The organism is Sphingobium xanthum (assembly GCF_019737615.1).
Lineage (GTDB): Bacteria > Pseudomonadota > Alphaproteobacteria > Sphingomonadales > Sphingomonadaceae > Sphingobium > Sphingobium xanthum.
Genome location: NZ_JAHKKS010000002.1, coordinates 433211 through 455504, shown reverse-complemented (window position 1 = coordinate 455504; position 22294 = coordinate 433211). Strand labels below are relative to the sequence as shown.

The window sequence follows — 22294 nt, the reverse complement described above, 5'->3', positions numbered from 1 at the left end:
ACAGGATTCCTTCGGTACTTATTCGGTGTGAGCAGGGACGGGCGGTTTGCCGAGCTTGCCGACGCGGCGGGCATGGCGATCGCCGCCGAACGGCGTCGCCAGAAAAGCGGTGAGGCAGGCCTTGGCCATGTCGATGCCGGTCAGGCGGGCGCCCATAGCGATGACATTGGCGTCATTATGTTCGCGCGAAAGGGACGCGGACAGCGGCTCGTTGACGAGGGCGCAGCGGCAGGCCGGATTGCGGTTGACCGCGATCGAGATGCCGATGCCCGATCCGCACAGCGCTACGCCGCGCTCGGCGCGACCGGCGGCGATTTCCTCGGCCAGCTTGTAACCATAATCGGGGTAATCGACGCTTTCCGTGCCCTCAGGGCCGAGATCGGTCACGTCATGGCCCTGCTCGCGCAGCCACTCCGCAAGCGACGCCTTGAGCGCCACGGCGGCATGATCGGAAGCGATGGCGATGCGCATTGGTCCAGTCCCCGCGCGACGGCATTCGGCAGCGAGTCGCGATTGGCCCGCTATCTAGTGTCACAGCGTCAGGAATGCCACCGCAGATTGCGCCTGGCGGACTATCGAGCTAGGGCGCCGGGATGAGCGGCACGATCCTCTCCATCCTCATGCTGGCCGGCATCGCGCTGACGATCGGCGGCGTCCATCTCCTCGTGAAGAAGCGCGAGCACAAGCAGGGCTGGCTGATGCTGGTGGCGGCGCTGGTGATGTTCTTCAATGTGGCGATGTGGTCGATTCCTTTTCCGTGAGATGGGGCGCTTTCGGGGCTTTGTGCGTCGTAAGTTGACGCGATGTGCGCCTGAAAGCCGGTAAATTGGCCGCTCTTGCGAGATGAGGCGAACATGAAGGCAAGCAATTTCAGAGGCTTGCCGCCTTATCTTCTCTAATTTCGCGCGTGTGACGCATGGTGCGCGCGCAAAAGTCTGCTCCGGGGTGAGCGGAACTGGCGGATTTTCGGGATTTTTACGGGGTCAAAGAGCGGCGATGCTGATCGGCGCAGGGACGAAGGCTGGCATGTAAAGGGTGTTGTAGGACAGGCCTTTGATGGTGGGGCGTGGCCGACCGGAGGTCTTTTTTGGAGATAATAAAGCCTGACGGCATTGGAGCGACCCTGCATTCGTGGGCGCTTACTTGCCCGCGCAGGCTTTCAAATGTGCCAGCAGCGTGTCGCCATTGGCGGTCCAGGTGAAGCGGCGGGCGGCTTCGCGGACGGCGGCGGGATCGGGCGGGGTGGCGAGGAGGTCGGTGATGGCGGTGCGGATGGCCTCTGCCTCGCGCGGCACGATGCGGCCGGCCTCAGGGCGGTCGACCAGTTCGCGGGCGCCGCCGGCTTCGCTGATGACCAGCGGGGCGCCACAGGCGAGCGCCTCCACCCAGGCATTGGCCAGCCCTTCCGAAGCGGAGGGGAGGGCCATCACATCGCTTGCGGCGAGCCAGCCCGGGAGATCGGCATGGGGCACGCTGCCGAGAAAGTGGACGCGCTCGGCAAGGCCGAGATTGCGGGCTTGCGCTTCGAGCGCGGGGCGGTCCGGGCCGTCGCCGAGGAGGAGCAGGGTCGCTTCGGGCAGGCCGGCGAGCGCGTCGATCACCAGTGCCTGGCCCTTGCGCGGGATGAGCGCGCCGAGTGTGGCGATCACCGGGCCGGAGAGTCCCTTGGCGGCCTTGGCCTGCGCGCGATCGGTGAGGGCGAAGCGGTCGAGATCGACGCCGGTATAATGGACGCGGATCTTGTCCGGATCGATGCCGAGTGCGGCCATGTCCGCCTTCATCGCGGCGCTGACGGCGAGCAGTCCGGCGGCATGATCGGCGGCGTCTCGGACCATATCGGCGGTCGCGGGATCGCGGCCCCAATGATGAATGTCGGCGCCGCGTGCCTTGACCGAATAGGGGATGCCCAGATCGGCCGCGAGGCGGCGGGCGACCGGGCCGTCCGGGAAGAAGAAGCTGGCGTCGATCACGTCGAACGGCTTTTCGGCGTGGAGGCGGCGGACAAGCGGGCGGATCGCGCGCGTCATGAGCGCGGGGTGCCAGCGGCCGCCGATCGCCGGGACGATCGGGAAACGTGGGCGATGGACGGCGAGGCCGCGCCATTGCTCGTGCGCGGGCAGGGCGGCGAGGGGGCGGTAGCGCGGATGCAGCGAGAGCGGCCGAGGCGGGATGCCGATGGGGGCGATGACGGTCAGCTCGACGCCCTCGCGCGACGCCAGCTCGCGCGTCTGCCGCTCGACGAACACGCCGAAATTGGGGCGGGTCGCGTCGGTGAAAAGCGTCGAGAGCGTGAGGACGCGCAGGGTCATGGGGGGCGGACTAGCAGGTGGGCGTGAAGAAGGCATTAGGGTGGTGGTGTTCGGGGTTTGAGCAAGAGGCCTGGAAGGTGAGGCGCTCCAATTGCCCTCTCCCGCCTTCGCGGGAGAGGGAGGGCCCCGCCGCGTAGCGGTGGGAGCGTGAGGGTCTTCCTCCTCCTCCGACTTCAAGCGCTATGACGGAAGAAGACCCTCACCCAACCCTCTCCCGCAGGCGGGAGAGGGCTAGCAGTGCGGCTTCCTCCGGCTCTCGATCAAGGCCCATCCAGAAACGCGGTCAGCGCCGCGTTGAACCCCTTCGGGTCCTGCAACATCGCGAAATGGCTGGTGTCCTTGAGCCAGATCAGCTTCGCGCCGGGGATGGCGTTGGCGAGATAGGTCGTGTGGTCGGCCTTGATCGCTTCGTCATGATCGCCGTCGACGATGGCGACGGGGACCTTGATCGTGCCGAGATCGGCCGCGCTGTAATTGGGCTGCGTCTCCCACATCTGGCCGATGGCGGCGAGGAAAGCGTCGAAGTCGTCGGGCGTCCAGGAGAGGCGGGCATATTCCTTGCGGGCGCGCTCGATGAAGGTGGTGAAGGGCGGGCGCTCGGTGCCGGCGAGGTCGACGCCGCTCGGGTCCATGTTGGCGGCGAAGGCGAACACGCGGGTGAGGCGATCGGGATGCTTGAGCGCGAGGACGAGGCCGTTGATGGCGCCGTCGCTCCAGCCGACGACGGCGGCCTTCTGCACCTTGAGGATGTCCATGACGGCGATCACGTCCGAGGCCATCAGCTCGTAGCTGTATGGCTGGTCGTCGCGTGAGCTGCGGCCATGGCCCCGGCTGTCGATGAGGATGAGCTGGTGCGTGCGGGCGAGCGGCGCGATCTGGTTCGCCCAATATTCGCTGTTCGACAGGCCGCCATGGAGCAGGACCACGGGCGGGCCCTTGCCATAGAGCTTGTAGTGAATGTCCGCGCCTTCATGCGAGACGGAGCCGTTGAGGTCCGGCGCCGGCATTTCGGGCAGGGGCGGGAGGGCTTTCCAGTGCTCCTGCGCGGTGGCGGGCGCGGAGAGCAGAGAGGCGAGGACGAACGCGAAGGCGAGCAGGGCTGAGCGCATGAGAGTCTCCACTTCCGGGGCGGAGGCTATCAGGCGGCGGGGGCGGGCGCTACTCCCGCGCGAGGTCCCTGCTTACAGCCCCCGGATCAGCCGGACCGGCAGCGCGATCCAGGCTGGATCGTTGACCACTTGCTGACGCATGCCGATGCCGAGCGGCAGGAGATGGAGCATCGCGCCGTCGCGGCCGATGAGGCGGCCGAACAGGAAGCGACCGGCGGGGCGGGGGACGAGGATGTCGCGGTTGAGCGCCTCGGCAAAGCGCTCGGGCGAGAGCGGCTCGCACCAGAGCTCGTCACCGGCGCGATAGTCGCCGAGCGCCGCGGTCATGCGGATGCCGAGGGCGCCCTTGGGCACGCTGGGCGGCACGAGGGTGAGCGGGCGGCTGGGGGCGCCGGCGCCGTCCGGGCCAACCAGAGCGGCGACGGGCACCTTCTCGCTCGCGGGCAGATCGACCAGATCGCTCGCCTGCACGCCGAGCGCGGCGGCGATGCGGTTCAGCCACTTGACCGATACGGTTCGCGTGCCTGTCTCGAGGCGGCCTATCGTCTGCGCGGTGGTCGGCGGCTCGCAGCGAGCGCCGACTTCTTCCAGAGTCAGGCCGCGCGCCTTGCGCACTTCGCGGATCCGCGTGATCATCCAAAAGCTCCCGAATAACCGTATCGGTTATCTCTGTCCTACATTTATCTCCTCATGGCAATGCCTCTTCTCAATCGATTCGTGGAGGCATGGGCATGGCGGTTACTGGGGCGGTTACTGGGGCGGTTACGCGAGCGACGAAGCAGGAGCGGCTGGTGGAGCGGACGATCGAGGGGCCGGACGGGAAACCACACCGGCTGCAGGTCAATCTGGCGGAATCGCCGGTGAGCTGGCTGCATGTGCGCAAGATGATCACGCGGCGGCAATATGATGCGGCCGAGGCGATAAGGCGCGACTGGGAGCGGGCGGGGCTCGGCGCGCGGGTGACGATGAACTGGGACATGGCGGCAGCGCCCTCGCGCGGGCGGCGCGCGGCGCCCGGCGAGCCGGATCGCGGCATGGCGCAGATCGGGGCGCGGGAGCGGCTGCAAGGGGCGCTTGCCAATGCCGGGCCGGGCCTTGCCGATGTGCTGTGGCGCGTGGCCTGCGCGTGCGAAGCGATCGGTGCGGCGGAGCAGGCACTGGGATGGCCGGCTCGGGCGGGCAAGCTGGTGCTGGGCTTCGCGCTGGACCGGGTCGCGGATTACTATCGGATAGGATAGTCGGCCGAGTTTGACGTTTTAGATGGCGCATCGCCCCGGCTTGCCCCGGAGTTTCGCTTCTTGCCGACGGTCTGAGCATGATGGCTGCGATGGATTTTTTGGTTCGCGCGAAGACGCAGAGGCGCGGAGAGAACCAGAAAGAATCCTCCGCGTCTCGGTGTCTCCGCGTGAGAAAAACGAAGTTTGACGGCTTTGCCTTGGTTCTACGCATAGCAGATCGCGCCCTCTTGCAGCGGAACGAAAGAAAAAGCGGGAGTCCGAGGTGACGGGTGAAGGGACAGGATTCAATGCCAGCGAGGGCGGCGCATGGGCCTCCGCCCCTTGCGGCTCGCGTCCGGCGGGTCTAGGGGCTTGCCCATCGACCCGGTCAGGAGGACTCGACCCCCATGAAAGCTCGCGTGTTCGTCACCTTGAAGTCCGGTGTTCTCGATCCGCAGGGCAAGGCGATCCAGCATGCGCTCGAGGGGCTCGGCTTCGGCGGCGTCAACGATGTGCGTGCCGGCAAGCTGATCGAGCTGGAGCTGGCCGACGGGACGAGCGACGCGGACATCGACGCGATGTGCCAGAAGCTGCTCGCGAACACCGTGATCGAGAATTACCGGATCGAGACTGTTGCCTGAATTGGGCGCCTGAACAGAGAGTACCCGCGATGAAGAGTGCCGTCATCGTCTTCCCCGGATCGAACTGCGATCGCGACCTTGCCGTCGCGTTCGAAGCGGTGAGCGGATCCAGACCGGCCATGGTCTGGCACCGCGAGACGGAACTGCCCGACGGTCTGGACCTGATCGGCGTGCCCGGTGGCTTCTCCTATGGCGATTATCTGCGCTCCGGCGCGATGGCGGCGCGCTCGCCGGTGATGCAGGCCGTGGCGCAGGCGGCAGCGCGCGGCACCTTCGTGCTCGGCATCTGCAACGGCTTCCAGGTGCTGACGGAGACCGGCCTGCTGCCCGGCGCGCTGATGCGCAATGCCGGCACGCATTTCGTCTGCCGCGATGTCGCGCTGACCGTCGACAACAGCCAGAGCGCGTTCACCAGTCGCTATGGCGCGGGTGAGCAGATCAGCTTTCCGGTCGCGCATCATGACGGCAATTATTTCGCGGATGTGCAGACGCTTGACCGTCTGGAGCAGGAAGGCCGCGTTGCCTTCCGCTATGCCGAGAGCGTCAACGGCTCGGCGCGGAACATCGCCGGCATCCTCAACGATGCGGGCAATGTGCTGGGCATGATGCCGCACCCCGAGCGCGTCATCGAGAAGGCGCATGGCGGCACCGATGGGCGGCGGCTGTTCGAAGGGCTGGTCGAGAGCCTGATGGCCAAGGCCTAGCTTGCATCGATATTTCGCCCAGGCCGGGCTGCAAATGGCGGTTCCGCGCGCTTCCGGTGCTCACGTACATTGAGTACGCTGCGCTCCGGGTCACACGAAACCACCATTTTCGCTCCGGCCTGAGCAAAATCTCGACGCAAGCTGCAAAGTCTTGGGCCGACTAGTAGCCACCCTACGGCTTGATGCCGAAGCGGGCATATTCCTGATCGATGCGGGGCTTGAGGCGGCGGGCCATTTCCAGCTCGGTGGCGCTCTCGCTCATGCGGTCCAGCCGCGCGAGGATGACGCCGCGCATGAAGCGGCTCTCGGCCATGCTGGGCACGGCATTCAGCACCGCATCGAGATCGCGGATCGCGTCCTCGTAGCGGCCGAGGCGGTAGGAGACGAGCGCGCGGCTATCAAGGATGGCGTATGGATTGCTGCTCAGTTCCAGCGCGGAGGTGCAGTCCTTCGCGGCCGTCTCGACCTCGACCTGGCGCGTGCCCTTGATCCAGCAGCGCAGGTTCAGGAGGCTCGGCGTGCCGGGCCGGTCGGCCATGAGCGTCTCGACCAGTTTCAGCGCTTCGGCCGAATCGCCGAAGCGGCCGAGCAGATCGGCCTTGGCCTCATTGTAGGTCTGGCGGGTCTCGCCGCCCAGGCTGATGCGCTGATCGAGCAGATCGACGGCGCCGCGAACATCGCCGCGTTCCGCGCGCAGGCCGGCGACCTTGACCGTCGCGGGGACGGAGGCCGGATCGAGCTGCCGGGCGCTGTCGGCATCCTTGAGCGCGGCGGCGAGATTGCCCTGTTCCTCATAGAGTGCGGCGCGGGCAAGATAGAGCTGCAGATCCGGCTCCAGCTCGATCGCCTTATCGAGATCGGCGAGCGCCCCCTTGCCGTTGTTGACGGCGCGACGGAAGAAGGCGCGGCCGCGATAGCCGGCCATCTCGCCGGGTGCGGCGGCGATGGCATTGGCGAAGATGGTCTCGGCGGAAGCGATCTGGTTTGCGCCGTCGGCATCCTTGCCGGCGATTTCCCAGCGGCGCAGCGTCCCGACCGGAGCGATAAGGCGAGGCGAGCGCGCCCGGGCCGTCGCGAGGCGATCCTTCTCGGCACCGACCTGAGCGGCCGGAATTTCGGCGCCGGTCGAATCCACGCGCTCGTCCACCGTGACGACGCCGTTCTCCATCGAAACTGTGCGGCTGATTTCGTAGCCGGCGATGCGGTCGCTCAGGTTCGGCAGGCCGTCGATGCGGAAATCGCGGCCGTTATTCGGCAGGCGAACACGCAGGACCATCCGCCGTCCCTCCGGCGCGAGCATCGCGACGGGAATGGCGGACCAGGCGGCGCGGGCACGGTCCGGATCGAAATTAAGAGCGGCGATGCCCCGGTCGAGGCCGCGCTTCAGCGCCTTGTCGTCCCAGCGCCAGGTGCTGCCGGTGACGCCGCGCGCCTTGATCGTCATGCTCGCGGCTTTCTCGTCCGGGATCAGCTCGATCTGGCCGAACTGGGACTCACCGACGATGCGGTTCAAAAACTGGCCCATGACCTCGCGCTGGCGCCCGGCATCCATCTGGTTGCGCACGACGTTGAGCTGCATGGCGGTCGCGCCGCGCAGGACGAGCGAGAGCGAGAAAGGCGTCGGCAGATCGACGCTCGTGCTCTCGTTGATGCTCATCGTGAGATCGAAGGTCGGGCGGCCGCTCTTGCGCGGCTCGATCTTCATCAATTCGCCGCCGGCGGCGCGCAGAGGCAGGACATTGCGGAACGGCGGCGTGTCGCGGATATCCTCCGCGCGGGCGCCAAGGCCGGTGCCGTCCAGCCAGAGCGATTGCCCGTCGACCTCGGCGCGCACGATGATGTGATTGAACGCGGCGGCGCTCGGCAGGCGATTGACGACGAGATCGCCCAGCTCGGTATGCGCGAGGACCGCCTCGGCCTTGATGCCGAGCGCATCGAGAATCGCGAGCAGCAGCAGCGTCTTCGCCTTGCAATCGCCATAGCGCATGGCCCAGGTCTGCTCGGGTGTCTGCGGCACATAATTGCCTCCGTCCATCGAGACGGCGAGATAGCGCACCTTGTCCTGCACGAGCTGCAGCGCCTTCTGGACCCGGCCGAGCTGGGTCTTGTCGGCAGCCTTGATCGCCTCGATCTCGGGCAGCAGCGCGCTGTCCGCCTTGATGAGGCCCTTGCTGGCAAACAGCGGATACATGGTCCGCGAGACGTCTTTCCAGTCTGCGAAGGTCGAGATTTCCAGCAGTGAGGGCGGGCGGAAGCGGCCGGGCGCATCCTGCGGCATTTCCGGCGGGCGCGGGGCGGGGAGAGTGAAGCTCAGCTCCGTGAAATCCTGGCCGCGCACCGGCTTGGCGCCGATGCCGGGAATCGAAAGCTTCCAGTTCGCCTTGACGTCGTTCGACCAGATTGCCCGCAATTTCCCCTGCGAGACGGTGACCGGCGCGGTGATGAGCGGCGCCAGCGCCTGGACATGGCCGCCCAGCGCCTTGTCCGCGCTGGTGGTCGAGAAGCGCAGGCGGAGAATGTCGCCCACGCGCAGGCCCTCGACTGCCATCGTCGCGGTGAGTACGCCGGTCAGCTCGCGCTGCTCCAGGCTCTGCTCGCGCCGCAGCACGGTGAAGGTCTTGCCGCCCGCCAGCAGATTGATGAGTTCGCCATTGCGCACGATCGCCAGCTCATGGATGTGCAGGTCGCCCTTGTCCGGCGCCCAGGGCAAGGTGAGATTGGCGAGCTGGTTGAGCTGCTCGGGCGAGGTGATGCGCTGGGCCGTATCGACATAGTTCCAGAGCGCGCCCTTGGTGATGCGCTGCTGCACGTCGAAGATGAGCACGGCCGGACCGGTCGCGCCGATGCCGGCCGGATCGGGCAGCCTGGCCAGCGTCACCCAGTCCGGGGTCGGAACGTAGAGCGGCGTCTCCGCGGCCTGCGCGGCGCTTCCGCAAAGAAGCACCGCGATCGTCGTCGCGGCAAACAGGTTCCGGCTCAACATCATAACCTTCCAAAACGTCTCAGCCCATAGAGCTACCGCATTGGCGACGGGCGCTCAATCGATTGCGCGCGAGGCAGCGGGGTGACTACGCGCCGACGGGCGAAAAACCCGCATATTCTTCCGATTTACGGAAATTGTTCGGGACGATGAGGATTCGAACCTCCGACGCCCATAGTTCAGTGCTGTGACCAGAAATGGAGTTCCGCGGCAGTGGTGCGACCAGCTGGGCTCCTCCAATATCTAAGATCGGGCAAATGTCTGTCCTTATCGAGATGGCGGAACCACCTCAGTCATCGGCGCGGAGACGCTGGTGCTGACGGAATCGGTGCGAGAGGAGGGGCCACGGTCGGCTCGCCCTGGTCGAGGGACACCTCGCGACCTGGACGGCCAATTCGTGTCAAGTCGCGATCGAATGGACCGCTTCGTACCCAATGAATCGCTCAAACAGGTCCGCAGAGCTGGCCCAGTCGATCCTCTCCATTCGTCATCAGACACGAATTGACAGCGCAGTCTTGACAGCGTTGCCATAAGCGATCAATGTCCTCCTATAAGGCGGGTGAACCAGCCCTAGAACGGAGAGGACAGGGTGATGAGCGGAACGCTCTGATCGCGCGCTGCGCGACGAATTCCTTCGCGAATACGAGGTGTAAGAGCCGCTGCCTCGGCGCCGATGCGGCCCGCATCGCCCAGTCCGGCTGATCACGTCGCTCGCAAGCGGAAACCACGAAAGTCTGATTATTGCACTGCGTTTCGCAGGGCGACGCCGCGCGTCCTGGAGGGACGCGACAAAACCAAGAACGCAAAGCAAAGGGAGGAGAAAAATGAAAATCATTCATACAGCCTGTCTCGCTTCGGCAATGGCGCTCAGTGCGCCGGGCCTGGCGCAAACGGACCAGTCCGATGGCGGCGCGGCCCTCACCGAAGGCGATATCATCGTGACGGCCAACCGCACGGAATCGCTCGCGTCCAAGACCCCGGTCGCCCTGACGGCGGTCAGCGGTCAGGCCCTGAGCGCCGCCGGCATCACCAATCCGACCACGCTCGCGGAGCAGGTGCCCAATCTCTCAATCGACCGCGCGAACGGCCTGCAAATCACCATTCGCGGCGTGACCAGCACGGACGGTACGGAAAAGGGCGATCCATCGGCGGCCTTCATGGCGGACGGCGTCTATATCGCCCGCCCGCAGGCGCAGGAGGTCTCGTTCTTCGATATCGCCCGCGTGGAGGTGCTGCGCGGACCGCAGGGCACGCTGTTCGGGCGCAACACCACGGCGGGCCTCGTCAACGTCATCACCAACAAGCCCAAGCTCGGCGTCGTCGAAGGCTCGGTCGATCTCGGTTACGGCAATTACAATACGCAGCAGGCAAGCGGCGTGATCAACCTGCCGGTCGGCGAGATGGTGGCGCTGCGGCTCGCCGCCAATTACGACCGTCGCGACAGCTTCCTGAATGAGGGCGCCAACTTCAAGACATCGCTCGATCCCTACAAGAAGAACGCTTCCGTCCGCCTGTCCGCCCTCATCGACCTCGGCCGGGGCGAGCTGGTGCTGCGCGGAGATTATTCCTCGATCAAGGGCGTGACCACCAATGTGGTGCCGACGCAGCAATTCTTTGCGAACTTCAACACGAGCGGGGTCGATCCCAGCTATATTGCCGATGATCGCGACGTCACGAAGCTGCTCACGTTGAACATCCCGTTCGCGGGCACGCATTTCCGGGACGATTATAGCTGGGGCCTGCTGGCGGACCTGAACTATGACCTTGGTCCTGTGTCGGTGAACTATCTGGGCTCCTACCGCCGCTTCAGCCGCCGCGAGGACGGCGTGAGCGAGTTGGCGGGCGTGGCCGGCATCCAGAACACCTTCTCCGGCAAATATTGGCAGACCAGCCAGGAACTGCGCTTCTCGACCAATGCTGATGGTCCGCTGAAGGCGCAGGCCGGCGCCTATTATTTCAAGGAGCAGTCCGGCATCGGCTTCTACCTGCTCGGCCTGCTGTCGCCGACGCCGGGCACCACCGGCTATGCCTTCGGTTTTCCGCAGGACCCCACGGTCGCCGAATCCTATGCCTTCTTCGGGCAGGCTACCTATAATCTGACCGATCGCCTCCACCTGACCGGCGGCATCCGCTATTCGCACGATCTCAAGTCGCGCGTCGGCTTCACCGTGATGTGCGGATCGATCGCCTGCAATGCGGCGACCGACGTGAAGACGCCGAACGTGGCCAAGCGGAACTTCTCCAAGACGACTTGGCGCGTGGGCCTCGACTATGACGTGAACGACCGCACGCTGCTCTATGGCGTGGTCGCCACCGGCTACAAGGCGGGCGGCTTCAACGACGGGTGCGAAACGGGCACCGGCACCGGATGCACATTGCCTGCCGCAGCGCTCTATTATGATCCCGAGACGCTGACCTCTTATGAAATCGGCCTGAAGACGCGCTTTGCGGACAATGCGGTGCGTCTCAACCTCGCGGCCTTCCACTATGATTATAGCGGCATCCAGCTCAGCCAGCTGTCCACCGTCTGCGGCGGTCCCTGCCAGGTGACCACCAACGCGGCGAAGGCGAAGGTGGACGGCGTGGAAGCCGAAGGCGTGATCCAGCCGGCCAGGAACAGCAAGTTCGACTTCTCCGTCGCCTGGCTGAATGCGCGCTATGCGGAATTCCTCCCCCAGCCGACAGTGAACTGGGCCGGGAAGAAGCTCGACCGTTCGCCGGAATGGACGTTCACCGCCGGCTATACGCAGACCTTCGAGCTGAGCGGCGGCGGCAATATCCAGGCCGGCGTGCGCACGCGGGTGTCCGACAGCTATCGGCTCGCGGCGCTCGGCACGCTCAATCAGTTCCGCGTCCCCGGATACACCAAGACGGACGTGACGCTGACCTACAACGCGCCGGACAACCGCTGGTATGTTCAGGGTTTCGGCAAGAACCTCGAAAACGCCATGGTCGTAACGACGGCCGCTTCGGGCACGTTCGCCACCGTGGCGGTCGCCGATCCGCGTACCTATGGTGTTCGCGCCGGCTTCAAATTCTAGTCCTCCCCCGAGGGACGGCCCGGACCAGCTTCATCGGTCCGGGTCGTCCCATTCTCTCCGAATATCCCGCTCTTTTGCTGAAGAGGACGATCATGGCGAAGATTTTTGCATTCACGACGGCGCTGTCTTCGATTGCGGTGGCAATTCCGGCCCTGGCACAGCAGGCGTCTCCGATCTCGCTCGCATCCGCAGAAGCACGGGCCGCCGCGACGGTGAAACAGATGACGGCGGACGAGAAAGTCGTCCTCACCCACGGCATCATGCCGCTGCCGCTGGGCGGCATCGCCGTGGAAATTCCCCAGGATGCCGTTCCAGGAGCGGGCTATATCGCCGGCATATCGCGGCTCGGCGTTCCGGCCCTGAAGGAAACCGACGCGAGCCTCGGCGTCTCCTATGTCATGGGCTTGCGCAAGGACGGGGCGACCGCCCTGCCGTCCGGCGTCGCCCAGGCGGCGACCTGGAATCCGGACCTGCTCTATAGCGGCGGCGCGACGATCGGCGGCGAGGCGCGGATCAAGGGCTTCAACGTGCTGCTGGCCGGCGGCGTCAACCTTGCGCGCGATCCACGCAACGGGCGCACCTTCGAATATCTGTCCGAGGACCCGCTGTTGTCCGGGGTGCTGGTCGGCGCCGCGATCCGTGGCATCCAGTCGAACAACATCATCTCCACGATCAAGCATTTCGCGCTCAACGGGCAGGAAACCGGGCGCAAATATGTGGACGTCAAGATTTCCGAAGGCGCGGCGCGCGAAAGCGACCTGCTGGCCTTTCAGATCGGCATCGAGCAGGGGCAGCCGGGATCGGTGATGTGCGCCTATAATCGCGTCCTGGGCCATCAGGCATGCGACAGCGACTGGCTGCTCAACAAGGTGCTCAAGCAAAGCTGGGGCTATAAGGGCTTCGTGATGGCCGACTGGGGCGCGGTCCCCGGCATTCAGGCGGCGCTCAATGGGCTGGATCAGCAATCGGGCGCGCAACTCGATCCGGCGGTGTTCTTCGGCGATCAGCTCAAGGCGAAGGCCGCATCCGAGCGGGCCTATGCCGCCAGGCTCGATGACATGAACAAGCGCGTGCTGACCGCGATCTATGCGACCGGGCTGGACAAGCATCCGGTGACGCCCGGCGGCGAAATCGATTTCGCGAAGCACGCCCTGGTCGCCGAGGAAGTCGCCAAGCAAGGCATCGTGCTGCTGAAGAACAGCGGCAACGCACTACCCCTGGCGAAGACCGCGAAATCGATCGCGGTGATCGGCGGCTATGCCGATGGCGGCGTGCTGTCGGGTGCCGGCTCGAGCCAGGTCCACGGTGTAGGCGGACCCGCCGTGTCGCGCCCCGTGCAAGGCTCGGGTCCCCTGGCCAGCTTCATCGCCCAGCAATATCATCGCTCCAGCCCGCTCGAAGCGATCAAGGCGATGGCCAAGGACGCCAAGGTCAGCTTCCGCGACGGCCGCTATATCGCCGATGCGGTGGAGAAGGCGAAGCAAGCGGAGGTGGCGATCATCTTCGCCACCCAGTGGACGACCGAAGGGCTCGACGTGCCCGATCTGTCGTTGCCCGACGGGCAGGACGCGCTGATCGCCGCCGTTGCCGCTGCCAATCCGAACACCATCGTCGTGCTCGAAACCGGCGGGCCGGTGACGATGCCGTGGCTCGACAAGGTCGCCGGCGTGATCGAGGCCTGGTATCCCGGCGCGCGGGGAGGGGAGGCAATCGCCTCCGTCCTGTTCGGCGAGACCAACCCGTCCGGACACTTGCCGCTCACCTTCCCGGCGAGCGAGACCCAGTTGCCGCGCCCCAAGCTCGATGGGAGCGACTGGGTGGAGCCTGATTTCATGGGTGGAGCAACGTCCGGCAGCGACAAGCTCTACGCCGATTATGATATCGAGGGATCGGACGTCGGCTATCGCTGGTTCGCCCGGCAGAAGGCCAAGCCGCTGTTTCCGTTCGGCTATGGGCTGAGCTACACCAGCTTCTCCAACTCCGATCTCAAGCTGGCCGGGCTCAAGGCGAGCTTCACGGTGCGCAATACCGGCCAGCGTCAGGGCGACGACGTGGCACAGCTGTATCTCGTTGGCCGCACCGGACAGGAGAAGCGGCGCCTGGTGGGCTTCCAGCGCGTCAGCCTGGCGCCCGGCGCGCAGCAGCAGGTCTCGCTCACGATCGATCCGCGCCTGCTGGCGGACTGGAAAAACGGCGGCTGGACCATGCCGGCCGGTGACTATGCCTTCGCGCTGGGGCAGGATGCCGAAGCGCTGGGCGCGCCCGTCACGGTGAAGCTGGCCGCCCGGACCTGGAAGGATTGATGCGATGAAGGCGTTTCCGATCCTGATGGCGGTGGCTTGCGGGTGCATCGTCCTGCCGGCCGCTGCCCAGACCGTCGCCACCCAGTACGGGACGGTGCGCGGTGCCACGCAAGGAGCGGTGACGAGCTACAAAGGCATCCCCTATGCCGCGCCGCCGGTCGGCCAGAACCGCTGGCGCGCGCCGCAGCCGGCTGCGGCCTGGGGTGGGGAACGGGACGGCAGCGCCTTCGCGCCCGATTGCGCCCAGGCGCCGTTTCCGCCCGATGCCGCGCCGATCGTAACGGCGCCGTCCGAAGACTGCCTCTATCTCAACATATGGCGCCCGGCGAAGGTCGCCGCGGGCGCCAAGCTGCCCGTCATGGTCTGGATCCATGGTGGCGGGTTCGTCAACGGTGGCTCCTCGCCGGCCGTCTATTCCGGTGAGAATTTCGCACGTGACGGCGTGGTGTTCGTCAGTCTGAACTATCGTCTCGGCCGGTTCGGCTTCTTCGCGCATCCGGGGTTGGCGGCCGAGGGGTTCGGCGGCAATTTCGGCTTTCTCGACCAGATTGCCGCGCTCCAATGGGTGCGGGCCAATATCGCCGCATTCGGGGGCGATCCGGCGAGCGTGACGGTGGTGGGCGAAAGCGCGGGCGGAATGTCTATGCATATGCTGCTGCAATCGCCGCTGGCGCGCGGCCTGTTCCACAGGGCGATCATCCAGTCCGGCGGCGGCCGCGACCGGACCCTGCCGATGCCGACCGTCGCTGCCGCGGCGAAGGCGGGGGAAGCGTTCGCGCCCGGCCTCTCCGCCGATGCGCTGCGGGCGATGCCGGCGGCGAAGGTCACCGGCGATCTCAGCATGATGACCATGGCGCAACCTGGCTATTCCGGGCCGATGGTCGATGGCCGGACGATCCTGGGCAATTCGATCGATGGGGCCTCGGCTGGACTCTATGCCCGGGTGCCGGTCATGGTCGGCGCCAATTCGGCGGACGGCTTTCCCTTCGTGACGGACAAGGAGAAGATCTTTGCCGGCTATGGCGCCCGGGCGGCCGAGGCACGAGGCCTCTACGATCCGCAAGGGACGGCATCGGGCCTCGTCGTGGGCACGATGACCAGCGCCGACCGGCTGATGATCGAGCCCGCGCGCGCCATTGCCCGCGCTCTGGCACCGCGCCAACCGGTGTGGCTCTATCGGTTCGCTTATGCTGTGCCGCAAGTCGAGCAGACCATGGGCGGCGCGCCGCATGCGAGCGAAATCCCCTATGTGTTCGATACGGTCGGCCAGCGCCGCGAGCCGAGGGAGATTCCGGCCGAGGCTCCGGTCGCGGCCCTGACGCATCGCTACTGGGTGAATTTCGTGCGCACCGGCCGCCCGGATGGTGACGGCAAGGTTCCGGCCTGGCCTTCCGCTGGGGCGGACGGCGGGACCGTGCAGATCATCGACGGCGCGGGCGCCCGGAATGGCGAAGATCCGGCCCAGATGCGGCTGGACTTTGCCGAGAGTCTTGCCAAGGCAGCACCCTGAACGATAGCCCGCAGCTTCCTCGACGTCCCCCAAGGCGGGAAGCCTTCGGTCGCTTGAGCTTTCCTTTGATCGTTAGCGCTGTCAGAAATGGCCGGCGCGGGATCGTGAACGGGCTGGCTTTATCGCGAACAGTGGCAGTCCGCGCGGCCTGGGACACACTATCTGACGGAGAGTCAATTGCCGACGATTACCGATGTCGCCAAGCATGCCGGGGTGTCGATGAAGACAGTTTCGCGCGTTCTCAACCGGGAAGCGCACGTCCGCCCGGCCTTGCGCGCGCGGGTGGAAGAATCCGTTCGGGCGCTTGGCTATCGCCCGAATTTGGCGGCGAGGCAGTTGGCTGGAAACAGGTCCTTCATCATCGCCTATCCTTTCAACAACCCGAGTGCCGCCTACATTACCGACGTCTTGATGGGGGCCGCGCGCGCATGCGGCGAGCGAGGATATCATCTGGTCTCCGAGCCTATCGACCTCGACGATCAGGCGACTCAGGTTCTCGACCGCTTGATCACGACATTGCGGCCCGACGGGATAATGCTGACTCCTCCGCTGTGCGACATGGCGTTGATCGTCAATCATATTGCGAAATTCGATATTCCGCTGGTGCGGATTGCGGGAAGGCCGGATTTGTTCGGCGAGTCGATCATCATCGATGACCGGGAGGTGAGCGAGCAGATGATGGCTCATCTCATCTCTGAGGGGCACCGCCGCATCGGCTTCATCACGCCGCACCCTGATCACTCCCTCGCGCAGGGACGCTATCAGGGCTATCTCCAGGGTTTGAAGACCGCCGGTATCGCTGTTGAAGCGGAGTTGATCAGGCCGGGGCTGTTCGACGTCGAATCCGGTGCCGATGCCGCACGCGCGCTCCTTGAATTGCGGGAGCCACCCACCGCGATCTTCGCCGCGAATGACGATATGGCTCTTGGGGCGCTTCAGGTTGCCCATTCGCGCAATCTCAACATTCCGGGAGACATCGCGATTGCGGGCTTTGATGACTCCCCGGCAAGCCGCCTGGCCTGGCCTGCTCTGACCACCGTTCGGCAGCCGATGCAGCTATTGGGGGCAAGCGCTGCCCGGCTTCTTTTAGGGGAAGAGCTCGATCTGGACCCGATACAGTATGAATTGATCATCCGGGGGTCCACCAGCGCGTCAGGATATTGACAGCGCTGCCATTCTTGCGAATAAAGGCGTCGACATTGCGGTCGGCGAACACATTGCTGGCGCTCTCGTCGATATAGGGGAGGGATGATGACCAGTCGGAAAAGCGCGACCAGCGCCTTTGCTGCAGTGACGGCGCTGTTCTTCGGCTGGGGCTTCGTCACGTCGCTGGTCGATCCGTTGGTCGCCGCAGTGAAAAACATCTTCAGCCTCACCAACGTCGAGGCGCAACTGAGTGCCTTCGCCTTTTTCATCGCCTACGGTGTCGTCTCATTGCCGGCCGCGTTGCTCGCCCGCCGCCTGCGTTCGACCACAAGCATTATCCTCGCCCTCGGGCTGATGGTCGCGGGATGCCTTTCCATTCTTTTTGCCAGCAACATTGCGGTCTATCCCGTCGTGCTGATCGGCCTGTTCATTCTTGCGAGCGGCGTCACCATCCTGCAAGTTGCGGCCAATCCGCTCGCTGCGGTGCTCGGTCCGCCGGAGCGCAGTCATTTCAGGCTCACCTTCAGCCAGGCTTTCAACTCCCTCGGTACGGTTTTGGGACCGTTGCTCGGCGCCAGTCTCCTTCTCGATGGTATCGAGACCGCGCCCGGCGAAGTTCTGGATGATGCGGCGCGCGCCAACGCGCTTGCCGCCATCGATACGGCGTTCGTCGGCATTGCCCTGCTTATCGCCTTGATCGGCCTGTTTATCTGGCTGATGCGCCACCGAATTCTCGCTGCCGCACCGCCCACTGGATCATCGCAAAGCGCCGCTGACATGATCCGTGAGGCATTTGCGTCCCGATGGACATTGCTCGGGGGCGGCGCGATCTTTCTCTACGTCGGGGCCGAGGTCTCGATCGGGACGCAGATGGCACTCTTCCTCCACGATGCGAGCGTCTGGGACGTGCCGCTACAGCGCGCCGGTTATTTTGTGAGCCTCTATTGGCTGGGCGCAATGGTCGGTCGGTTCATCGGCTCGGGACTCATGATCTCGACCCCGGCATCCAGGCTACTGACCATTGCAACAGCCGCAGCGGCAGTCCTTTGCGTGACCGTGTTCCTTCTCGGCGGCGAAATCGGCGGTTATGCGGCGCTCTCAATCGGGCTGTTCAATTCGATCATGTTCCCAACGATCTTCACACTCACGCTGGAGCGATCGACCGCAAGCAAGGAAGTCACGTCGGGTTTCCTTTGCACGGCAATTGTCGGAGGCGCCTTTCTCCCGCTGCTTGCTGGCGCAATCTCGGATGCCATGAGCTACGAGCGGTCCTTCATCATACCAGCCCTGTGTTACGCATGCCTCAGCGGCTTTGCGGTACTTGCTGCGCGCACACGCCCAAACAGCCATGGCAGCGACGGTTCGCGCGTCACTCTGTCTCACTGATCTCGAAAGTATAGCAGAAGCATGGACCTCATAGCGGCCGATATCGGTGGTACGCACGCACGCTTCGCGTTCGCTCGCATCGAGGGGAACCGCGTAGCCTTTCTGGGAGAGGCGACCACCCTGAAGGTTGCCGACTTCGTCAGTTTCCAAGCGGCCTGGGAGGCTTTTGGTTCAACGAGCCAAAGCGCTCTGCCTGCCGCTGCGGCGATTGCGGTCGCGTCACCGATCGAGGGCGATACCATCCGGCTGACCAATAATGATTGGACGCTGCAGCCGTCACAGATTGCCCGGCAATTGGGTCTTGAGTCCTGTACATTGGTCAATGATTTCGCCGCGATCGGACATGCAGTCGCCCAAGCCGCCGAGAGTGATTTCATCCATCTCTGCGGCCCGAAGGAACCGCTGCCTCAAGAGGGGATGATCGGCATTTGTGGTCCGGGGACAGGACTTGGCGTTGCGACCGTGTTTCGAGAGGGCGAGACTTATCGTATTTTCGAGTCAGAGGGAGGGCATCAGGCATTCGCGCCACTCGATGCAATCGAAGACGAGTTGCTGCGTCGTCTGCGCGCAACATACGGACGTGTCTCGACCGAACGAGTTGTTTCTGGCCCGGGCATTGTCGACATTTATGAAACGCTTGCGGCGATCGAGGGCAAATCAATCGCCAAGTGCGATGACGGCACGATCTGGGCGCTTGCGCTCGACGGTCATGATGCTTTGGCGATGGCAGCCCTGGAGCGCTTCTGCCTGTTACTGGGAGCTTTCGCGGGAGATGTCGCGCTGATGCATCGGGCGCGCGCTGTCGTTATCGCGGGCGGACTCGGCTTGCGACTCCGCGAGCGTCTGCTCCTTCCCGCCTTCGGTCAGCGATTTGTGGCGAAAGGCCGCTTTGTCGAAATGATGAATCTCATTCCCGTAAAGCTCATTACGCACCCGCAGCCCGGCCTGCTTGGAGCAGCGGCTGCGTTTGCGCGAAACCGAATGATCGAGGGACAACACATCTGAGCTTGCGCCTTTTGGTTCACAAGGTGATCGTGAGACGAAGCGGACTTACACCACTCGCCGGTGCGGTCCTCCCTTTCGACACGCTCACCGATCTCGAGATCGCGATTGAACCGCCCCGGGTTTGCCGGAGCGGTTCAGTCCGGCACTTGCATGCCGTGCATCTTCCCTATGGACTTTGCGTAGCAGCGATATTATGTACCGGTCGATATGGAAGCAGTAGCAGTCAGAGGCAGGCCCCGCGAGTTCAACGTCGATGCGGCGTTGGCGGCAGCTTTGCGCGTGTTCTGGACCCGCGGTTATGAGGGCGCGTCCCTCACCGACCTGACGGAAGCGATGGGCATTACCCGCCCGAGTCTATATGCGGCTTTCGGCAACAAGGAAGCTTTGTTCCGCCAGGCGCTGGATCTTTACGAGCGTGAGAAGCAGGCCTTCGTCCGCCCGGCGCTTGAGCAGCCGACCGCCAAGGGCGTCGCAGAACGTCTCCTCCAGGGCGCGATCGACAATTATCTGGATCCCGACGGCTGCGATCCGCGCGGGTGTCTGGGTGTCATCACCTCGACCGCCTGTGGCACCGAGGCAGAGTGTATCCGGGACGAAGTGCTGGAGCGCGGCCGCAAGGTCAACGAGCTCTTCACCCAGCGGATGGCGAAGGCTGTCGCGGACGGGGACTTCAACGGGCCGGTCGATCCGGAGACAATCACCAATTATCTGATGACCGTGCTCAAGGGCATGGCGGTTCAGGCAGGCGCCGGCGCCACGCGGGACGAAGTGCAGCGGGTCGCGGACGCGACCCTTGCCATGTGGCCCGGGCGGTAGTTTTTTACGACGCACTGCGAAAAAATATCGATCGGTATAAAAATAGTGCTTGACCTGAACGGGTCACTTTCATACTAAGCAGTATAGAAACAGGGTGGGAGATGGCAGCGGGTCAACAGGCTCATGTCATCCTTCTCGCTCGATTTGATTATCTTTTTGAGGTCTGACCGCCCGATCGGTCGGCACGGCGCGTGCTGCTTTCGGGGATGATCCTCTGCGCTCGATGAAACTGTCTACCAGGAGGAGCCAAGGCTTTTTCGGGATCGGATCGTCTTACTCTCGCGCAGGGGCAGGATGGGAGAAGAAACATGGCCTATATGGATTTTGCCGGCCATCGCGGCGCAGCGCAGCTGCTTGAGCCTTTCATGCCGCCGGCACGGGTTCGCCCGGGACAGGCGACCACGTTCAGTCATCGCGAGTGGGCGATCGTTCGCCTTGCTCGTGAGGACAATCTGTCGTCGATCCGCGAGGAGGGCCGCCTTGGCCGTCTCGTGCGCCTGATCTTCGGCATCGAGCGCAAGAACCCGCTTTCGGACAGCCGGCTGGAGGCCCTGCGCCGCATCGCCGTGTTGAGCTGGCACCACGGGTATAATGTCGCCCCCTCCGAGATCGGCGACTTCCTCCGGGCCGGCTATTCCGAACGTCAATATGAACTGCTGGTCGATGGTATCGTCGGCGAGCGTGCCGCGCCCCGCGCAAGGATCTATCAATGAACATGCATACGCTTTTCAAGCCGGACGACGCCGAGCAGGCGCAGCAGACCGCCCCTCAGGGTGGCAGCCGCAATCTGCGCCGCGCCGCATGGATCGGCCTGCCGCTCATCGCGCTGGCCGGCATCTATGGCTTCACGCAGCGCAGCACGCCAGCCCTGGCGGCCCCGGCCATGCCGGCGGTCACCGTCGCCGAGCCGCTGCAGCGCGAAGTGACCGAGTGGGACGATTATATCGGCCGCTTCGAGGCAAGCCGTTCGGTCGAGGTGCGCCCGCGCATCTCGGGCGCGATCACGGCGATCCACTTCACGGATGGCCAGGTCGTCCGCGCCGGGCAACCGCTCTTCACCATCGACCAGCGGCCCTATCAGGCCGCGCTGGCCGAGGCGCGGGCGGGTGTCGCGACATCGCAGAGCGATCTTGCGCTGGCCCGCGCCAATCTCGATCGGGCGCTGCGCCTCGTCGCGGTCGATGCGGTCTCGCAGAGCGAGGTCGATCGTCTGCGGGCGCAGGTCCAGGCGGCATCGGCCGGACTGGCCGGCGCGCAGGCCCGTGTTCGCGCTAGGTCGCTCGACATGGAGTTCACCGTGGTGCGCGCGCCGATCGGTGGTCGCATCTCGGATCGCCGAGTCGATGCCGGCAATCTCGTCGCGGCGGGTGATGCGGGCTCGCTCCTCACGACGATCAACGCGCTCGACCCGATCTACTTCACCTTCGACGGCTCGGAAGGGCTGTTCCTGAAGGCGAAGCGAGAAGGGGAGGCCAAGGGCTCCCCCGTCGAGATCCGCCTGCAGGACGAGACGGATTATAAGTGGAAGGGCCAGCTCGATTTTACCGACAACGGCCTCGATCCCAAGTCCGGCACGATCCGTGCCCGCGCCGTGCTCTCCAATCCCGATCTGTTCCTGACACCCGGCATGTTCGGCAACATGCGTCTCGCCAGCGGCGGCACCGTCAAGGCGCTGCTGGTGCCGGATACCGCCGTCCAGACCGATCAGGCGCGCAAGACGTTGCTGGTCGTGGCGAAGGACGGCACGGTCTCGGCCAAGCCGGTCACGCTCGGCCCGGTCATCGATGGCCTGCGCGTCGTGCGGAGCGGGCTCACCCCGGCCGACAAGGTCGTGATCGTCGGCACGCAGATGGCGATGCCCGGCGGCAAGGTCCAGATCAAGCAAGGCAAGATCACCCCCGAACCAAAGGCCGCGACGGCGTCGACCGCGCCCACCGGCCTCTCCCTCGCCGGCCAGGCGACCTTCGCCCGGTAGTTAGCGCAAATCACCCTTCCTCTTCAGAGGAGGGGCAGGGGGTGGTGGCGATGCGTCAGCATCGCTCGCAACGCGACAAGCCCCCCAGTCGTCGTAACACCACCCCCAACCCCTCCTCTGAAGAGGAGGGGAGCAGGATCGGCTACCCGTTT

19 protein-coding genes are annotated in these 22294 nt (G+C 64.9%); 13 read left to right on the top strand and 6 right to left on the bottom strand.

Annotation, left to right across the window (positions count from 1 at the left end; genetic code table 11):
- Nucleotides 1-18 precede the first annotated feature (18 nt).
- Nucleotides 19-471 carry a ribose 5-phosphate isomerase B gene (rpiB, locus tag KM135_RS05310; protein WP_221712922.1) on the bottom strand — a complete coding sequence of 151 codons (453 nt, stop codon included), beginning with the start codon at nt 469-471 and terminating at the stop codon, nt 19-21.
- A gap of 122 nt (nt 472-593) precedes the next feature.
- Between rpiB and KM135_RS05305 the strand changes: the two genes are divergently transcribed.
- A complete protein-coding gene (locus KM135_RS05305; RefSeq protein WP_221712921.1) occupies nt 594-761 on the top strand; it encodes a hypothetical protein in 168 nt (55 codons plus the stop codon).
- A gap of 378 nt (nt 762-1139) precedes the next feature.
- Here the strand turns inward: KM135_RS05305 and KM135_RS05300 are convergent, their stop codons facing one another.
- The 3 genes from KM135_RS05300 to KM135_RS05290 all read right to left on the bottom strand — a co-directional run bounded on the left by KM135_RS05300 (nt 1140) and on the right by KM135_RS05290 (nt 4054).
- Nucleotides 1140-2309 carry a glycosyltransferase gene (locus KM135_RS05300; RefSeq protein WP_221712920.1) on the bottom strand — a complete coding sequence of 390 codons (1170 nt, stop codon included), beginning with the start codon at nt 2307-2309 and terminating at the stop codon, nt 1140-1142.
- 260 nt (nt 2310-2569) lie between these two features.
- Nucleotides 2570-3418 carry an alpha/beta fold hydrolase gene (locus tag KM135_RS05295; protein WP_221712919.1) on the bottom strand — a complete coding sequence of 283 codons (849 nt, stop codon included), beginning with the start codon at nt 3416-3418 and terminating at the stop codon, nt 2570-2572.
- A gap of 72 nt (nt 3419-3490) precedes the next feature.
- Entirely contained in the window at nt 3491-4054 is a 564-nt protein-coding gene (locus KM135_RS05290) for a helix-turn-helix domain-containing protein (protein WP_221712918.1), read from the bottom strand.
- A gap of 95 nt (nt 4055-4149) precedes the next feature.
- On the opposite strand from KM135_RS05290, the gene KM135_RS05285 reads away from it, so the two are divergent.
- From KM135_RS05285 to purQ, 3 genes are all read left to right on the top strand, one after another.
- A complete protein-coding gene (locus KM135_RS05285; RefSeq protein ID WP_221712917.1) occupies nt 4150-4656 on the top strand; it encodes a DUF6456 domain-containing protein in 507 nt (168 codons plus the stop codon).
- Nucleotides 4657-5042: 386 nt separating this feature from the next.
- Nucleotides 5043-5276 carry a phosphoribosylformylglycinamidine synthase subunit PurS gene (purS, locus tag KM135_RS05280; RefSeq protein WP_221712916.1) on the top strand — a complete coding sequence of 78 codons (234 nt, stop codon included), beginning with the start codon at nt 5043-5045 and terminating at the stop codon, nt 5274-5276.
- Between the two features lie 29 nt (nt 5277-5305).
- A complete protein-coding gene (gene purQ, locus KM135_RS05275) occupies nt 5306-5980 on the top strand; it encodes a phosphoribosylformylglycinamidine synthase subunit PurQ (RefSeq protein WP_221712915.1) in 675 nt (224 codons plus the stop codon).
- 172 nt (nt 5981-6152) lie between these two features.
- Here purQ and KM135_RS05270 read toward each other — a convergent pair whose 3' ends face one another.
- The gene (locus KM135_RS05270; RefSeq protein WP_246605751.1) at nt 6153-8966 is read right to left on the bottom strand and encodes a DUF3857 domain-containing protein; all 2814 of its coding nucleotides are present in this window, start codon (nt 8964-8966) and stop codon (nt 6153-6155) included.
- 394 nt (nt 8967-9360) lie between these two features.
- Complete coding sequence (locus KM135_RS20195) at nt 9361-9444, bottom strand: malonyl-CoA decarboxylase domain-containing protein (protein WP_221713061.1); 84 nt, start codon at nt 9442-9444, stop codon at nt 9361-9363.
- A gap of 340 nt (nt 9445-9784) precedes the next feature.
- On the opposite strand from KM135_RS20195, the gene KM135_RS05260 reads away from it, so the two are divergent.
- From KM135_RS05260 to KM135_RS05220, 9 genes are all read left to right on the top strand, one after another.
- Nucleotides 9785-12001 carry a TonB-dependent receptor gene (locus KM135_RS05260; RefSeq protein WP_221712914.1) on the top strand — a complete coding sequence of 739 codons (2217 nt, stop codon included), beginning with the start codon at nt 9785-9787 and terminating at the stop codon, nt 11999-12001.
- Nucleotides 12002-12093: 92 nt separating this feature from the next.
- Nucleotides 12094-14304 carry a beta-glucosidase family protein gene (locus tag KM135_RS05255; protein ID WP_221712913.1) on the top strand — a complete coding sequence of 737 codons (2211 nt, stop codon included), beginning with the start codon at nt 12094-12096 and terminating at the stop codon, nt 14302-14304.
- Between the two features lie 4 nt (nt 14305-14308).
- Nucleotides 14309-15814 carry a carboxylesterase/lipase family protein gene (locus KM135_RS05250; RefSeq protein WP_221712912.1) on the top strand — a complete coding sequence of 502 codons (1506 nt, stop codon included), beginning with the start codon at nt 14309-14311 and terminating at the stop codon, nt 15812-15814.
- Nucleotides 15815-15991: 177 nt separating this feature from the next.
- A complete protein-coding gene (locus KM135_RS05245) occupies nt 15992-16978 on the top strand; it encodes a LacI family DNA-binding transcriptional regulator (RefSeq protein ID WP_221712911.1) in 987 nt (328 codons plus the stop codon).
- 84 nt (nt 16979-17062) lie between these two features.
- The gene (locus KM135_RS05240; RefSeq protein ID WP_221712910.1) at nt 17063-18346 is read left to right on the top strand and encodes a sugar MFS transporter; all 1284 of its coding nucleotides are present in this window, start codon (nt 17063-17065) and stop codon (nt 18344-18346) included.
- Nucleotides 18347-18367: 21 nt separating this feature from the next.
- Nucleotides 18368-19351 (top strand): glucokinase, encoded by a 984-nt coding sequence (gene glk / locus KM135_RS05235; protein WP_221712909.1) that lies wholly within the window; start codon nt 18368-18370, stop codon nt 19349-19351.
- A 207-nt stretch (nt 19352-19558) separates the two neighbouring features.
- A complete protein-coding gene (locus KM135_RS05230; protein WP_221712908.1) occupies nt 19559-20167 on the top strand; it encodes a TetR/AcrR family transcriptional regulator in 609 nt (202 codons plus the stop codon).
- 308 nt (nt 20168-20475) lie between these two features.
- Nucleotides 20476-20880: a hypothetical protein gene (locus tag KM135_RS05225; protein WP_221712907.1), complete on the top strand. Its 405-nt coding sequence runs from the start codon at nt 20476-20478 to the stop codon at nt 20878-20880.
- The gene (locus KM135_RS05220; RefSeq protein WP_221712906.1) at nt 20877-22142 is read left to right on the top strand and encodes an efflux RND transporter periplasmic adaptor subunit; all 1266 of its coding nucleotides are present in this window, start codon (nt 20877-20879) and stop codon (nt 22140-22142) included. The genes KM135_RS05225 and KM135_RS05220 overlap by 4 nt, the downstream gene beginning before the upstream one ends.
- Nucleotides 22143-22294 lie beyond the last annotated feature (152 nt).

Excerpts from the sequence above, each read along its gene's own strand:
- KM135_RS05250 (WP_221712912.1), top strand. The coding sequence starts at position 14,309 with ATGAAGGCGTTTCCGATCCTGATGGCGGTGGCTTGCGGGTGCATCGTC.
- KM135_RS05305 (WP_221712921.1), top strand. The coding sequence starts at position 594 with ATGAGCGGCACGATCCTCTCCATCCTCATGCTGGCCGGCATCGCGCTG.
- KM135_RS05225 (WP_221712907.1), top strand. The coding sequence starts at position 20,476 with ATGGCCTATATGGATTTTGCCGGCCATCGCGGCGCAGCGCAGCTGCTT.
- KM135_RS20195 (WP_221713061.1), bottom strand. The coding sequence starts at position 9,444 with ATGGAGAGGATCGACTGGGCCAGCTCTGCGGACCTGTTTGAGCGATTC.
- KM135_RS05295 (WP_221712919.1), bottom strand. The coding sequence starts at position 3,418 with ATGCGCTCAGCCCTGCTCGCCTTCGCGTTCGTCCTCGCCTCTCTGCTC.
- KM135_RS05285 (WP_221712917.1), top strand. The coding sequence starts at position 4,150 with ATGGCGGTTACTGGGGCGGTTACTGGGGCGGTTACGCGAGCGACGAAG.
- KM135_RS05260 (WP_221712914.1), top strand. The coding sequence starts at position 9,785 with ATGAAAATCATTCATACAGCCTGTCTCGCTTCGGCAATGGCGCTCAGT.
- purS (WP_221712916.1), top strand. The coding sequence starts at position 5,043 with ATGAAAGCTCGCGTGTTCGTCACCTTGAAGTCCGGTGTTCTCGATCCG.
- KM135_RS05230 (WP_221712908.1), top strand. The coding sequence starts at position 19,559 with ATGGAAGCAGTAGCAGTCAGAGGCAGGCCCCGCGAGTTCAACGTCGAT.
- rpiB (WP_221712922.1), bottom strand. The coding sequence starts at position 471 with ATGCGCATCGCCATCGCTTCCGATCATGCCGCCGTGGCGCTCAAGGCG.
- KM135_RS05300 (WP_221712920.1), bottom strand. The coding sequence starts at position 2,309 with ATGACCCTGCGCGTCCTCACGCTCTCGACGCTTTTCACCGACGCGACC.
- purQ (WP_221712915.1), top strand. The coding sequence starts at position 5,306 with ATGAAGAGTGCCGTCATCGTCTTCCCCGGATCGAACTGCGATCGCGAC.
- glk (WP_221712909.1), top strand. The coding sequence starts at position 18,368 with ATGGACCTCATAGCGGCCGATATCGGTGGTACGCACGCACGCTTCGCG.
- KM135_RS05255 (WP_221712913.1), top strand. The coding sequence starts at position 12,094 with ATGGCGAAGATTTTTGCATTCACGACGGCGCTGTCTTCGATTGCGGTG.
- KM135_RS05220 (WP_221712906.1), top strand. The coding sequence starts at position 20,877 with ATGAACATGCATACGCTTTTCAAGCCGGACGACGCCGAGCAGGCGCAG.
- KM135_RS05270 (WP_246605751.1), bottom strand. The coding sequence starts at position 8,966 with ATGATGTTGAGCCGGAACCTGTTTGCCGCGACGACGATCGCGGTGCTT.
- KM135_RS05240 (WP_221712910.1), top strand. The coding sequence starts at position 17,063 with ATGATGACCAGTCGGAAAAGCGCGACCAGCGCCTTTGCTGCAGTGACG.
- KM135_RS05290 (WP_221712918.1), bottom strand. The coding sequence starts at position 4,054 with ATGATCACGCGGATCCGCGAAGTGCGCAAGGCGCGCGGCCTGACTCTG.